Annotated in this window: 12 protein-coding genes and 1 pseudogene; 1 reads left to right on the forward strand and 12 read right to left on the reverse strand. The window is 72.3% G+C overall.

The genetic code is table 11. From position 1 onward, the window contains the following. Positions 1-34: 34 nt before the first annotated feature. The 10 genes from AC1QRC_RS15065 to AC1QRC_RS15110 all read right to left on the reverse strand — a co-directional run bounded on the left by AC1QRC_RS15065 (position 35) and on the right by AC1QRC_RS15110 (position 11,323). Entirely contained in the window at positions 35-898 is an 864-nt protein-coding gene (locus tag AC1QRC_RS15065; RefSeq protein ID WP_484204088.1) for a pseudouridine synthase, read from the reverse strand. Between the two features lie 64 nt (positions 899-962). Further along, positions 963-2,645, reverse strand: a complete 1,683-nt coding sequence (ettA, locus tag AC1QRC_RS15070) for an energy-dependent translational throttle protein EttA (protein WP_484204089.1) — start codon at positions 2,643-2,645, stop codon at positions 963-965. A gap of 69 nt (positions 2,646-2,714) precedes the next feature. Continuing rightward, positions 2,715-3,278: a single-stranded DNA-binding protein gene (locus AC1QRC_RS15075; protein ID WP_484204090.1), complete on the reverse strand. Its 564-nt coding sequence runs from the start codon at positions 3,276-3,278 to the stop codon at positions 2,715-2,717. Positions 3,279-3,426: 148 nt separating this feature from the next. Next, positions 3,427-5,076, reverse strand: coding sequence for a GTPase (locus AC1QRC_RS15080; protein WP_484204091.1), 1,650 nt, complete (start codon positions 5,074-5,076; stop codon positions 3,427-3,429). Further along, positions 5,073-6,779, reverse strand: coding sequence for a dynamin family protein (locus AC1QRC_RS15085; protein ID WP_484204092.1), 1,707 nt, complete (start codon positions 6,777-6,779; stop codon positions 5,073-5,075). Before AC1QRC_RS15085 ends, AC1QRC_RS15080 begins: the two co-directional genes overlap by 4 nt. Before the next feature lie 47 nt (positions 6,780-6,826). After that, complete coding sequence (locus AC1QRC_RS15090; RefSeq protein WP_484204093.1) at positions 6,827-7,495, reverse strand: nucleoside/nucleotide kinase family protein; 669 nt, start codon at positions 7,493-7,495, stop codon at positions 6,827-6,829. Further along, positions 7,492-8,418 (reverse strand): PfkB family carbohydrate kinase, encoded by a 927-nt coding sequence (locus AC1QRC_RS15095; protein ID WP_484204094.1) that lies wholly within the window; start codon positions 8,416-8,418, stop codon positions 7,492-7,494. Before AC1QRC_RS15095 ends, AC1QRC_RS15090 begins: the two co-directional genes overlap by 4 nt. After that, positions 8,415-9,230: an ATP-binding cassette domain-containing protein gene (locus tag AC1QRC_RS15100; protein WP_484204095.1), complete on the reverse strand. Its 816-nt coding sequence runs from the start codon at positions 9,228-9,230 to the stop codon at positions 8,415-8,417. The genes AC1QRC_RS15095 and AC1QRC_RS15100 overlap by 4 nt, the downstream gene beginning before the upstream one ends. Next, on the reverse strand, positions 9,227-10,249 hold the full coding sequence (locus AC1QRC_RS15105; protein WP_484204096.1) for an ABC transporter permease: 1,023 nt from the start codon (positions 10,247-10,249) through the stop codon (positions 9,227-9,229). The genes AC1QRC_RS15100 and AC1QRC_RS15105 overlap by 4 nt, the downstream gene beginning before the upstream one ends. A gap of 15 nt (positions 10,250-10,264) precedes the next feature. After that, a complete protein-coding gene (locus tag AC1QRC_RS15110; RefSeq protein WP_484204097.1) occupies positions 10,265-11,323 on the reverse strand; it encodes a substrate-binding domain-containing protein in 1,059 nt (352 codons plus the stop codon). 35 nt (positions 11,324-11,358) lie between these two features. Here AC1QRC_RS15110 and AC1QRC_RS15115 point away from each other — a divergent pair, with 35 nt between their 5' ends. Continuing rightward, positions 11,359-12,480 (forward strand): LacI family DNA-binding transcriptional regulator, encoded by a 1,122-nt coding sequence (locus AC1QRC_RS15115; RefSeq protein ID WP_484204098.1) that lies wholly within the window; start codon positions 11,359-11,361, stop codon positions 12,478-12,480. Positions 12,481-12,644: 164 nt separating this feature from the next. On the opposite strand, the pseudogene AC1QRC_RS15120 reads toward AC1QRC_RS15115, so the two are convergent. Further along, positions 12,645-13,721 (reverse strand): annotated as a pseudogene (locus AC1QRC_RS15120) (M1 family metallopeptidase); the annotation flags it as partial. Beyond that, positions 13,642-14,169 carry an orotate phosphoribosyltransferase gene (locus AC1QRC_RS15125; RefSeq protein ID WP_484204099.1) on the reverse strand — a complete coding sequence of 176 codons (528 nt, stop codon included), beginning with the start codon at positions 14,167-14,169 and terminating at the stop codon, positions 13,642-13,644. The pseudogene AC1QRC_RS15120 and the gene AC1QRC_RS15125, both read right to left, overlap by 80 nt. Positions 14,170-14,295: the final 126 nt, after the last annotated feature.

A 14,295-nucleotide genomic window follows, 5' to 3' on the forward strand; every position in this document is an offset into this window, starting at 1 on the left:
CAGCCCACCACCCGCCACCGACAGAGCCCCGGCCCTAGCCGGGACCAGGCAGGGTGCGGCCGGAGACGAAGCGCAGGTCCTCGCCCGTCACGGGGTCGGTCAGCGCCAGCTCGGCCGCCAACAGCCGCAAGGGCTCGCTGAAGTCGTCCGGCGCCACCTCACGGATCACCGGATAGAGCGGGTCGCCGATGATCGGCGCGCCCAGGCCGGCCAGGTGCACCCGGAGCTGGTGGGTCCGGCCAGTCTCGGGGCGCAACCGCACCCGGGCCCGGCCCGCCGCGCGCTCCCGCACCTCCAGGTGCGTCACCGCGTTCGGCTCGCCGGGCACCTCGATCGCCTGCAGCTGTCCGCGCGTCTTCTCGATGCGCGAGCGCACCACCGCGGGCAGGTCCGCGTCCGCCGGCAGGGCGATCTCGGCGAGATAGACCTTGTGCACCGCCCTGCTGGCGAACAGCTCCTGGTAGGCCCGCCGCAGTCCCTGCTCCTTGGTCAGCAACAGCACTCCCGACGTCAGCCGGTCGAGCCGGTGGGCCGGCTGCACCTGCTCCCACCCCCGACGCTGCCGCAGCCGGACCAGCACGCACTCCCGAATGTGCCGCCCGCGCGGCATCGTCGCCAGGAACGGCGGCTTGTCCACGACGAGGAGCCGGGCGTCCTCGTGCAGGACGGTGAGCTCGCCGGGCACCGGGGTTTCCTCCGGGAGGTCGCGGTGCAGGTAGACCCACTGCCCCGGTCGGTATGCCGTGTGCCGGGTGACCACGGTGCCGTCACCCAGGAGCACCTCGCCGGAGTCGAGCCGCCGGCCCACCTCCGGGGCTCCACCGGTCCTGTCGAGGAGGAACTCGGCGACGGTGGGCCACTCCCCCGCCACCGGCATGCTGAATCGGGCGGGCGGCACCCCGTCGCGAGGGGGCAGCGGCGAGGTCACTGACCGCCCCTGCTGCGTCCCACGCGGACCCAGGTCAGTCGCGGGTCAGCCTGCGGTAGGTCACGCGGTGCGGACGGGCCGCCTCGGCGCCGAGCCGCTCGATCTTGTTCTCCTCGTAGGCGCCGAAGTTGCCCTCGAACCAGTACCAGTTCGCCGGGTCCTCCTCGGTGCCCTCGTAGGCCAGGATGTGGGTCGCGACGCGGTCCAGGAACCACCGGTCGTGGCTGATCACGACGGCGCAGCCGGGGAAGTCGAGCAGCGCGTTCTCCAGGGAGCCCAGGGTCTCCACGTCGAGGTCGTTCGTCGGCTCGTCCAGCAGGAGCAGATTGCCACCCTGCTTGAGGGTCAGCGCCAGGTTGAGGCGGTTGCGCTCCCCACCGGAGAGCACCCCGGCCTTCTTCTGCTGGTCCGGCCCCTTGAACCCGAACTGGCTGACGTAGGCGCGCGAGGGGATCTCGACCTTGCCGACCTGGATGAAGTCCAGCCCGTCGGACACGACCTCCCAGAGCGACTTGTTCGGGTCGATCCCACCGCGGGCCTGGTCGACGTAGGAGATGTTGACGGTGTCGCCGACCTTGACGGTGCCTCCGTCCGGCTCCTCCAGCCCGACGATCGTCTTGAACAGGGTGGTCTTGCCGACGCCGTTGGGGCCGATGACCCCGACGATGCCGTTGCGCGGCAGGGTGAAGGACAGGTCCTCGATCAGCACCCGCTCGCCGAATCCCTTGCGCAGGGAGTCGACCTCGATGACCTGGGCGCCCAGCCGCGGACCGGGCGGGATCTGGATCTCCTCGAAGTCGAGCTTGCGCTGCTTGTCCGCTTCGGCGGCCATCTCCTCGTAGCGGGCCAAACGCGCCTTGTTCTTGGTCTGCTTGGCCTTGGCGTTGGAGCGCACCCACTCCAGTTCCTTCTCCAGGCGCTTGGCCAGCTTGGCGTCCTTCTTGCCCTGCACGGCCAACCGCTCGCGCTTCTTCTCCAGGTAGGTGGAGTAGTTGCCCTCGTAGGGGTAGAGGCGCCCGCGGTCGACCTCGGCGATCCACTGGGCCACGTTGTCCAGGAAGTACCGGTCGTGGGTGACGGCCAGGACGGCACCGGGGTAGTTGGCCAGGTGCTGCTCCAGCCACTGCACCGACTCGGCGTCCAGGTGGTTGGTGGGCTCGTCGAGCAGCAGCAGGTCCGGCTTGCTGAGGAGCAGCTTGCACAGCGCGACGCGGCGGCGCTCACCACCGGAGAGGACCGTGACATCGGCGTCGGGCGGCGGGCAGCGCAACGCATCCATCGCCTGCTCGAGCTGGGAGTCCAGGTCCCACGCGTCGGCGTGGTCGATCTCTTCCTGCAGCTGGCCCATCTCGGCCATCAACGCATCGAAGTCGGCATCCGGGTCGGCCATCTCCTCGGAGATGGCGTTGTAGCGGTCCAGCTTGGCCTTGATCTCACCGACCCCCTCCTCGACGTTGCCCAGGACGGTCTTCTCCTCGTTCAGCGGCGGCTCCTGCAGCAGGATGCCCACCGTGTAGCCCTCGCTCAGCCAGGCCTCGCCGTTGGACGGCTGGTCCATGCCGGCCATGATCTTCAGGATCGTGGACTTGCCGGCACCGTTGGGCCCGACCACGCCGATCTTGGCGCCTGGGTAGAAGGACATCGTGACGTCGTCGAGGATGAGCTTGTCACCGACCGCCTTGCGGGCACGCGTCATGGTGTAGATGTATTCGGCCATGGCCGTCAGGGTAGTCGGCCAGCCCGGTCGCCTCCGAATCGTCGCCCCCGGCCGACCGGGGTGCGGGGCTCAGCTCGCGGCTGGCTCGACATACTCCTCGTCGTCGGCCGGGTAGCCACCCTCGGGCGGGGCGTACTCCGCCTGCTCCGGGTACTCCTCCTGCCCCGGGCCGTGCTGGGACATCTCGGCCTCCTCCGGCGCGCCGTCCATCCCCTGCATCGCGCTGCGCACCGAGGGGTCGTCACTCGGGTCGATGCCGGGCACCGTGGGGCGCTTGACCCGCTCGAAGGTGCCCTGGCCGCAGTTGAAGTCCCACCCCACGGCCTGGGCGGTGATCTCGGTGTCGATGCCGGACTTCTCCCCCTTCGTCCACTCCCGGAGGCTGAGCCGGCCGTGGACCACCACGGGGTCGCCCTTGTGCATCGACTCCATGACGTTGAGCCCCAGGTTGCCGAAGGCGATGACCTTCAGGAAGTCGGTCCCGGTCTGCACCCACTGCCCGCTGTCCCGGTTGTAGGAGCCCCGGTTGTGGGCCAGTCGGAACGTCGTGAACGGCCGGCCGGACTGGTGGCCGAAGTGTTGCTCCGGCTCGGCCGTCAGGTTGCCCGCGACCGTCAGTTGCATGTCTCTCATGGGTCCACCCCTCGCGTTGGTGTGCGTCCCACCAGGTCGGTGGGTCCCGCCCACCGTGGCCGACCGGGCCTCCGGAGGGAACCGGCGCGCCCGCGCCTGTGGATGACCGACCCCATCGCCCCGCGCTGTGGACGACGCCCGGGAAGAGTCAGGACAGGAGGGCGTCCAGGTGGTCGCGGGTGCGCCCGTGCCGTTCCAGCACCGCCCCGACGGGGGCGCGCACGTGCTCCGTGGCGACCCCGCGGACCGCCTCGGTCAGGCGCCGGTCGACCAGGGCCCGTCGACGCCGCGAGCCGGTCCGGGCGAGCACCCTGGCCAGCACCGCCAGCAGCACGCCGAGCACCAGGCCGCCAGCCAGGAGCAGCAGCGGGATCGGGACGGCACCCCACATGGGCGCCTCCATCGGCACCTGCAGCCAGCCCAGCAGGGCCAGCAGGGCGAGCCACAGCAGGCCGGCGACCGCACAGGCCGCGAGCACCAGCTGGAGCACGCCGAGCACGGACCACCAGGCGGGGTTGCGCGCCCGCAGCGGGGTGGCCATCACCGCCTGGTCCAGGGCGTCGGCGAGGTTGCTGTCCGCCGGGGTGGCGGCGTCGGCGACGGCGGTGGCCCAGCGCGGGGGCAGTCCGGCACCGGCGGCCTCCCCCACCCGCCGGGTGGCCAGCTGCACCCCGGAGCGTGCCGCGGGGCTCGGCGGCGGCAGCGAGGAACGGCCCAGCACGGTCCGCACCTCCGAGGGACTGATCCCGGCGGAGCCGGCCCGGTCGTCGCCCAGGCGCAGCCGGCGCAACGGGTCGGGGCGCAGCGCGCCCAGCCACCGGGTGAACGGCCAGCCGGCGCGGCTCCGGGCCTGCCGCACGTAGTCGCGCCGCACCGCCTCGAGCACCACGGGCACCCCGGCGGCCTTCTTCAGGGCCTCCACCAGTTCGGCGTCGTCCCGGTCCCCCAGCGTCGGCTCGGAGTCGGCGACGCCGGCGCGCAACTCCCGGGCGGTGCCGCGCAGGTCCCCCACCAAACGCTGCTCGGCGGCGTTGCGGGCGGCGACCACCTCACCGACCGACGAGCGCAGCTCGGTGAGACCCGACTGCAGCCGCGCCGAGGTGCCGATCACCTCGAACTCCCCGGCGCCGTCGGCCGCCACGAGCCTCGCCAGGTCCGCCTTGATCTGGGCGACCGCCTCCTCCGAGGGCAACCGGTCCACCTGGTTGAGCACGACGAGCATCACCGACTCGTGGTCCTGCAGCGGCCGGAGGTACTCCTCGTGCAGCCGGGCGTCGGCATACTTCTGCGGGTCGGTCACCCAGACGAACACGTCGGCCCGCCCCAGCACCCGGTCCGCCTCCACCCGGTGGGAGACCTCGCGGGAGTCGAAGTCGGGCAGGTCGATCAGCACCAGGCCGTCGAGCGGGTCTCCGTCGCCGGTGGTCACCTGGTGGCGCCGCGGTATGCCGAGCCACTCCAGCAGGGCGTCGGCCGGCTCGCTGCCCCACACCGCGGCCGTGGCCGTGGCCGTCGTCGGCCGGCGGGCCCCGATCGTGGAGACGTCGTCGCCGGCGAGCGCGTTGAACAGGCTGGACTTGCCCGACCCGGTGGCACCGGCCAGGGCCACCACGGTGCGCCCGCCCTTGAGTGCCCACCGCTGCCGGACCTTCTCGGACAGGTCTCGCGCGTCGGCGACCGGGGCCGGGTCCAACTCGGCTCCCCCGGCCGTGAGCGCCTCCTCCAGTTGCTCGGCCCGCCAGGTCAGGGTCCGCTTCCCCGACTCCGCCCCGGCGCTGCGCCGCTGGGCCCGCTTCACCGGGCCTCCTGCACGGCGCGGGCCGCCTGCTCCAGGCGGGGACCGGCCTCCCGGTCGACCGCCACCTGCTCCAGGACGTGGTCGAAGCGGCTGCGCTCGTCGTCATAGAGCTGTTGCACCCGGGTCAACAGCCCCTTGCGCGCCTTCGCCGCCAGCTCCCGCACGGCCTGGTCACCGAACACGGCCTCGAGCAGTCGCTGGGCCAGCACGGCCGAGCCACCGGCGATGCCGACCTCGAGCCCGGTGAGACCGGCGGTGGAGGCGAAGACGATGAGCATCAGCAGCACCGCCAACCCGTTCACGCCGAAGGCCAGGTAGCGCGCCGTGGCCCGCTTCTGACCGGCCTCGGCCCGGACCAGCTCGAGCAGCTCGCCCTGCCAGGCCCGGATCAGCTGCTCGACCCGACCGGCCAGGTCGGGGGATCCGGAGGCGAGCTCGGGGTTGGCCAGCACCAGCGGCTCACCGCCGGGCGCGGTCCGCCAGGTGCGGGCCGCGGTGCTCGCGGCGACCTCGCCGTGCGAGGTGACCAGTGCGGCGGCCCCGGTCTGCAGTGCTTCCCCGAGCTGCTCGGTGCTCGCCGGGCGGCCGCGGATGAAGCCGGTGATCCGGTCCCGCAGCCGGCCGATGCCGACCTCGACCTGACGCAGGAACTCCCCGGTGCCGACCAGCTCCTGCCAGCGCGCCAGCACCTCCCCGCGCAGCAGGGTGCCGTCCTGCATGCCCTCCTCAACCCCCCGGAGGGCGTCCTGGTATGCCGTGGCGGCGGCCCGGTGCAGGGTGTCCCGGGCGGCGACCTGGGTGCCGGCCGCGACCCCGAGCTCGGTGGCCCGGCCGGTGAGGGAGTCCAGGGCACCGGAGAGGGTGCGGCGGATCACGGTGGCCCGCGCCCGGGCGTCGCCGGCGAGCGCGTGCAGCCAGCTGCGCAGCCGCTCGGTCTCCCGGGCGGGCAGCATCCCGTCCGCATCCAGACCCGTCTCCGGGACGGTGAAGATCGGGGACTGCTCGAGGCCCTGCTCCCGCAGCATCTGCGCCAGGTGGGTGCGGATCTCCTCCATCGCCTCCGGGGGGACCCGGTCCAGCACGATCGCCACCGAGGTGCCCCGCTCCGAGGCCTGCCGCAGCAGGTCCCAGGGGACGGCATCGGCATACCGGGCCGCCGTGGTGACGAAGAGCCACAGGTCGGCGGCGGACAACAGCTGCCGGGCCAGGTCACGGTTGGCCTGCACGACCGAGTCGATGTCGGGGGCGTCCAGCAGCGCCAGCCCGGCGGGCAGGGTCGCCGAGGGCACGAGCCGCACCGAGGTGGGGTCGTCGGTGTCGGTCGGCGCACCCGTCAGCCGGGACAGCCCGGGCAGCACCCGGTCCCCGGTGAACCAGGACTCGTCCGCCGGGTGGTGCACCAGCACCGACGCCCGGGTCGTCGGCCGCAGCACGCCGGTGCGCGACACCGGCTCGCCCACGACCGAGTTGACCAGGGTCGACTTGCCGGCACCGGTGGACCCGCCCACCACGCACAGCACCGGGGCGTCGAGCGCCCGTAGCCGGGGCAGCACATAGTCGTCGAGCTGTTGCACCAGTCCCTGCCGGGCGGTGCGCGCTGGGGCCACGTCGGGCAGGTCCAGCGGCAGGGCCACGTCGGCCGCGGCCGCCCGCAACTGCTCGACCGCCCCGAGCAGGGCCTCGCCGGTTTCCGTCTGGGTCACGGCCCCAAGACTGCCTCCCCCGGGGCCTTGCCACCAACCCGACGCGCTCAGGGGGTCGACGATCCCCGGGGTGCGCCGGCGTGGCGCACCACCAGGTCGGCGCGGTCCCGGGTGGCCCCGATCAGCGCCGCGTTGCGTTCGTCACTGCCCAGCGTCCGCTCCCGCGCCTCCTGCACCGTCCGGCCGTAGCGGACGTGCCGCGCCTGCAGCCGCGCGTGGCGCACCGGCTCCGGCAGGTCGAGGTACCAGCACTCGTCCACCAGGTCCCGCACCTGACCCCAGGGCCCCTGGTCGAGCAGCAGGTAGTTGCCCTCCACCACCACGAGGGCGGTCTCCCGGGGGATGTCGACCGCCCCGGCGATCGGCTCGTCCAGGGTGCGGTCGAACCGTGGCGCGTAGACCACGGGCTCCTCCTGGGAACGAATCCGTCGCAGCAGCGCGACGAAACCGGCGGGGTCGAAGGTGTCCGGGGCGCCCTTCCGGTCGTGCCGGCCGAGGCGGTGCAGCTGTGCGTCGGCGAGGTGAAAGCCGTCCATGGCGACCAGCCGCGCGGCCGGCCCCACCGCGGAGACCAGGGCCTCGGCGAGCGTCGACTTGCCGGAGCCGGGCGGGCCGGTGATCCCCAGGAGGGCCCGGTGTCCGGAGGTCGTCAGGGCGAGGGCACGTGCCAGCAGGGCCGGGTCCGGGAGGATCGGCTCCGGCACCTGCGTCGTCACGCTCCGCCCCCTGGTGCCGACCGTCGTGGGGATGCCTGCTGCGTGAATTCCCGGAGGGCGTCGTCCGCCAACCAGGACCGCGGGCCGGTCTGCGACACCCGGAGGGCCGCCACCCCCGCCGCGAGCTCCAGCGCCGGGACGGGCTCGGCGCCGGCGGCGACCGCATAGGCGTAGGCGCCGTGGAAGACGTCGCCGGCCCCGAGCGTGTCACGAGCCCGGACGGCAGGGACGTCGACGGCACCCTCCCCGTCCCGCGTCCACCACCGGACGGGGCCGGGGCCCGCCGTGACGGCCACCAGGTCGGGCCCCAGGTGGAGCAGGTAGCGGCCCGGCTCGGGGTGGTGCCCCGGGTCCGGCACCCGAAGGTCGGCCGAGCAGATCACCATCGTGGCCAGCGAGGACAGCTCCTCGGTGACCGGTTTCCAACTCCCCGCGTCCAGCACGACCGGGATCGTATGCCGTCGCGCGGCTCGAGCGGCAGCCACCGCCAGGGATGGGTGGTGCCCGTCGAGCAGCAGCACGTCCGCGGTGATCACCCGATCCTCCAGGTCGGACGGGACGGGGACCCGGAGACCCTCGGCGTTGCGCGACACCACCGACCGTTCCCCGGTGTCGTCCAACACGGTCACGGACGACACGGGGAGCGCCGACTCGACGTCGGGTGCCACGTCGTGGACCGTCACGCCATGCTGCTCCAGGTCGTGCCGGACCGCGCCAGCCAGGGGGCCGCTCCCCAGGGCCGTCACCAGGACCGCCTCCCCGCCCAGCCCGGCGAAGGTGACCGCGGCCCCCGTCGCCGGACCCCCCGCCGCCAGGTCGGCCCGCCGCGCCACGACCTTCTCGTCCGGCCCGGGGAACCGCGCGACACGGTGGATCACGTCCAGGGTGGCGAGGCCGACGAAGACGCCCCGCGGTGGGCTCACTCCCGGGTCCCCTCGGTGTGCGGGTTGGCCACGATGGCCCTGCCCTCGGCGTCCATCGCTCCGGTCATGATCGCCACGACCTCGGACATGGTCCGGTCCTCGGGGCGGACCACGGCGACGCGTCGCCCGAGCCGGTGCACGTGGATCCGGTCGGCAATCTCGAAGACCTGGGGCATGTTGTGACTGATCAGGACCACCGGCAGGCCCCGGTCCCTGATCCGGCGGATCAGGTCGAGCACCATCCCGCTCTCGCGCACCCCGAGTGCCGCGGTCGGCTCGTCCATGATCACCAGGCGGGTGCCGAAGGCTGCGGCCCGGGCCACCGCGACGCTCTGCCGCTGCCCGCCCGACAGACTCTCCACCGGTTGGCGGACGTCGGGGACCCGGACCCCCAGGGAGTCCAGCTGGCGCCGCGCCTCGGCCCGCATCCCGGCAGCGTCCACCATCCGGAACACCGACCCGAGGACGCCGGGCCGGCGCAGCTCGCGGCCGAGGAACAGGTTGGAGGCGATGTCCAGCGCCGGCGCCACGGCCAGGTCCTGGTAGACCGTCTCGATGCCGTGGGCCCGGGCCTCGATGGGTGAGCGGAACCGGATCGGCTGCCCCTCCAGCAGCACCTCGCCCGCGTCCGGGACGACCGCGCCCGAGAGCGCCTTGATCAGGGTGGACTTGCCCGCCCCGTTGTCCCCGATCACGGCCAGCACCTCACCCGGCAGCAGCTCGAAGTCGGCGTCGGACATGGCGGTGACGTGGCCGTAGCGCTTGGTCAGGCCCCGTGCCTGGAGCACCGGGACCGGCCCGGCGGCGCTCATCGGGCTGCCCTCCGCCGCGAGATCTGATCCAGCGAGACGGCGACGATGACCAGGATGCCGGTGGCCACGTCCTGGTAGAGGTTGTCGATCCCAGCCTGGGTCAGTCCCGACCGGAGCACCCCCACGATCAGCACCCCGATCAGGGTGCCCAGCACGCTGCCCCGCCCGCCGAACAGGCTAGTGCCCCCGATCACCACGGCGGTGATGCTGTCCAGGTTGGCCATCTGGTAGGCGTTCGGGTCGGCGTTGGGGATGCGCCCGAGTGCCTGCCACGCGGCCAGGCCGTACAACGCGCCGGCGACGACGTAGACCGACAGGACGACCTGGCGCACCTTGATCCCGGTGAGGCGTGCCGCCTCGGGCGCGTTGCCCACGGCATACACGTGTCGTCCCCACGCGGTCCTGGTGAGGGCGAACCACAGCAGCACATAGACGAGCAGCAGCAGCATGGTGCCCCAGGTGAGCCGCACCCCGCCGAGCGTGGCCCCCTGCCCCCAGATACGGAGCAGGTCGTCGGTCACCGAGTAGCTGCGCGACTCCGAGTACAGCCGCGCCACGGCATACACGACCGTCAGCATCCCCAGGGTGACGATGAACGGCGGCAGGTTCAGCCGGGTGACCAGGAGCCCGCTGATCGTGGCGAGCAGCAGCGTGATCACGAATCCCAGGGCGAGGGCCACCAGGGGATCACCACCCTCGAAGACGTGCTTGGCCATCACGATGGTGCCCAGGACGGCGATGGCGCCGTTGGACAGGTCGATCCCGGCGGTGAGGATGATCAGGGTCTGCCCGAGGGCCAGGGTCCCGACGACGATCGCCTGTTGCAGGATCAACGAGGCGTTGCTGACCGTCGCGAAGGTGTCGGTCGTGAGCGTGAAGAAGATGATCGCCACGACCAGGGCGGCGAGCGGGCCGAGGGTCGGCGTGCGCAGGGCCCGGCCCAGGCCCTCACGTCGCCGCGTCGACGGGTCGACGGGATGCTCCGGCGCGGGGTCGGCCGAGGACGTGGTCTGCGTCATGGTGCGGCAGGAGCCTCAGCCCCAGCAGTTCTCCAGACCCCAGGCGGTGTCCTCCGACTCCAGCCCCTCCACGGGGTTGTCGGTGATCAGCACGGCACCGGTGTCCACGAATCCGGAGGGCGCCTCGCCACCCTCGGCGGCCTGGACGACGGCCTCGATCCCCTGCTCGACCATGGAGCCGGGGAACTGCATGACCGTGGCGGCGTACTTGCCGTCGGCGACGTCCTGCACACCCTCGCACCCGCCGTCGATCGACCCGATCGTGATCTGGTCGGTCAGCCCCTGCGCCTCGATCGCCGCGTAGGCGCCGCGGGCGGCCGGCTCGTTGATGGTGTAGACGGCATTGGCACCGCTGTTGCGCTGCAGGAGGTTCTCCATCGCGGTCTGCGCGTTGTTCTGGTCGCCCTGGGTGTTCTCCATGCCGAGGATCTCGGGGTCGCCCTCGGCCAGCCCGAACCCCTCGAGGAACCCGTTGTGCCGGAACTCATCGACGGTGCCACCGGCGGTCCCGTCGAGCATGATCAACTGCGGCTCGGCGTCGCCGAGGGCCTCGCGCACGTAGGCGCCCTGCAGCCGCCCTGCCTCAAGGTTGTCGGTGGCGAACGTCGCGTCCACCGCGTCCTCCGGCTCGGTCGCGGTGTCCAGCGCGATGACGATGATGCCCTGCGACCGGGCCTGCTCGATGGCACCCAGCACCCCGGTGGAGTTGTTGGGCGTGATCAGGATCCCGTCGACGCCCTGGGCGATGAGGTTCTCGATCGCCTGGACCTGCCCCTCGTTGTCGCCGTCGAACTCGCCCGCGAGTGCCGTGAGGGAGATGCCGCGCTCCTCCGCGTCGGCCGCGGCCGCCTCACGCATCTTCACGAAGAACGGGTTGGTCTCCGTCTTGGTGACCAACCCGATGCTGATGTCGGATCCGCCGTCGGCGGTTCCCCCGCCGTCGCTGTCACCCTCGCCGCCGTTTCCGTTGCCCTCGTCCCCGTTGCCGCACGCCGCGAGAAGCAACCCGATTGCTCCCACGGCCACGCTGCGCCGCCACCAGTTGCCTGAGGTCCCGACCCGTCCACGCGCCATCTCCCGCTCCTTTGCTTGTGATCTGCGTCACTGAGATGTCTCCCAGCACTCAACCAGACCACGCGAGGTTGCGCAAGCGTTTGCGTGCAAGCGTTTGCGGGCCATGGCATGCTGACCGCGTGACCACCTTGCTGGACGTGGCGAGGCGGGCCGGTGTGTCGACCACGACGGTCTCCCACGTCGTCAACCGGACGCGCCCTGTCGCCGAGTCCACCCGGCGCACGGTGCTGAGCGCCATCGACGAGTTGGGCTATGTCCCCAACCAGCAGGCCAGGGCGTTGGTCCGGGCCAGGACCCAGCAGCTGGGAGTAGCCATCTCGGTGCTGCGCAACACCTACTTCGGGGAGCTCGTGCACGCCATCGAGAAGGCGGCCAGCGCCGCCGGGCACGTTCTGCTCCTCGGGGACACCCACGAGGATCCCCAGACCGAGGCCGACCTGGTCGCGACCCTACGGTCCCGGCGGGTCGAAGGACTCCTCATCGCCCCGTCGGCAGGGGCCGGGCCGTTGCTGGACCGACTGGCCGAGAGCCGGCTGCCGACGGTCCTGGTCGACCGCTCCCCCGACCCGCGCTTCGACAGCGTCAGCACCGAGAACAGCAGGCCCCTCGCGGACCTGGTCGGCCACCTGGCACAGGAGGGCCACCGCCGGATCGCCATGGTCTCCGGGCTCGCCGGACTGACGACCACCGACGAGCGGCTGGCCGGCTACCGCGCCGGACTGGCTCAGCACGGCATACCCCTCGATCCTGCCCTCGTGGCGGACGGCGGCTCGGACAGCGCCACCACCTCGACCGCGGTCGCCGCCCTCCTGCGGATCCCGGACCCGCCCACCGCGATCGTGGCGGCCAACAACGTCATGCTGCTCGCCAGCCTCCGCGCGCTCCAGGACGCCGGCCGCTCCATCCCGGACGACGTCGCGCTGGTGGGCTTCGACGACTTCGAGTGGGCCGATGTCTTCTCCCCCCGCCTCACCACCGTGGCCCAGGACTGTGCCCAGATCGGGACCCGGGCCGTCGAGCTGCTGTTGGACCGCGTGGCCGGCAGCACCGCCCCGCCGCAGCAGGTGCAGGTGCAGGTGCCGGCCACCATCCGGCACCGCGACTCCTGTGGCTGTGGCCGCCCGGGCACTGCCCTGGGGTCAGCTCCCCTCGGTTGAGGCTGGGCCCGCGGGCGCAGTCGCAGGCGCAGTCGCGGGCCCACCCCCGGAGCGGCGCGCCCGGCGCACAGCGGGCCGGGGTCGGCCACGACGAGGTCCCAGAACGGGTGGTCGGCGGGCAGAGCCATCAGGTCGTCAAAACTCTCCTGTGCCGTGCTGCCTCCCTGGTGCTCGCGCCACATCCAGGAGGAATAGGTCGCCCAGCCCTCGTTGAGCCAGATGTCGGCCCACGCACCGGGACTGACGTGGTTGCCCATCCACTGGTGAGCCAACTCGTGGGCGACGGTGCTCTCGCGGGCGTTGCGGCTGAAGAACGAGCGGGTCTGGGCCTCCAGGGCATAGCCGACCGAGTCGTCGTCGACGATCGCGCCATAGGAGTTGAACGGATAGGGGCCGAACTTGTCCTCAAAGAAGACGAGCATGTCGCTGGTCAGGGCCAGGTCCGCTGAGTTGGCCGGCGGGAGGGCCGGGTCGACGGCGTCGATGATCGGCGTGCCGTTGGCTGCGGTGTAGGTGTTGAGCTCAAAGTCACCGACGGTCGCCGTCGCGAGATAGGCCGCCATCGGGTCCGGCGCGTCCCACGTCCAGGTCGTCCAGCCATCGAGCGTCTCCGAGCCGACGAGCAGCCCGTTGGCGACGGCCACCGACCCCTCGGGCACGGTGATCGCGAAGTCATAGCTCGCCTTGTCGGTCGGGTGGTCGCTGACCGGGAACCAGGTCGCCGAGCCGTCCGGCTCGCTGACGACCATCGCGCCGTCTCGGGTGGTCACCCAGCCATAGAGCGCGCCCTCGATGTCGGTCGGGCGGGTCGTGGTGCCGCCGTAGGTGACCTCGACCGTGGCCACGTCCCCGGTCTTGAGCTTGGGTCGCGGGCTGATCTGCAGCTCGTTGTCGACCTGGTCAAAGCGCATCGACTTGCCGTTGACGACGACCTTGGTGGCGGTCAGCCCCCGGAGGTCCAGGTTGAACCGGTCGAGGTCCTGCGTCGCCCGCAACTCGATGGTGGCGACCCCGTTGAGCGCTCCCTCAAGGGGAGCAGGCTCCGCGTCGGGCAGCTGATAGGTCAGGTCGAGGTCATAGTGCAGGACGTCGATGCCGCCGTTGCCGGCCAGGGGGAAATAGGGATCGCCCGCGCCGTCCGCGCCCTCCTGATAGCGCGGTTCACCGGGTCGCTCCGGTGCGGCCCCGGCCAGCGCCGGGGTGAGCGTCAGCGCGGCTGCTGCGGCGCTGGCGAGGGCGATGCGAGCGGTCGATGGCGCAGACGACGGTGTGGACGGTCGCACCCAGGTCACGCAGGGCAAGCGCGGCGGCGCGGACGGCCCCACCGGTCGTGACGATGTCCTCGATCAGCGTGACGGTCCGGCCGGCGAACTCCCCGCCCTCGGCCAGTTGACACGTGCCGTAGGTCTTGGCCTCCTTGCGCACAAAGATTGCCGGCAGGCCGGTGAGGGAGCTGACCATCGTGGCGATCGGGACCCCGCCGAGCTCGAGGCCGCCGAGCACCTGCGTGTCGGCCGGCAGCAACGGCACGAGCTGCTCGGCGACCCGGCGGAGCAGCGCCGGGTCGCCCTCGAAGCGATACTTGTCGAAGTATTCGGTCGCCACCGCCCCGCTGCGCAGCGTGAACTCGCCGTGCAGCCGGCAGGTGGCGTCGATGTCGGCAGCGAGCTCCTGCAGGTCAGTGGGCATGGATCCATCCTGCAACAGACGTCTGTATGCCGTCCCGCATGTGACGCGTCGTCCCGCGACACACCCGACCTCCACCGGCTCAGACGCACCCGGGTACGGCTGAGCCGGTCGCGGCCGGCGTGGCGG

Source organism: Ornithinicoccus sp., from assembly GCF_057176825.1.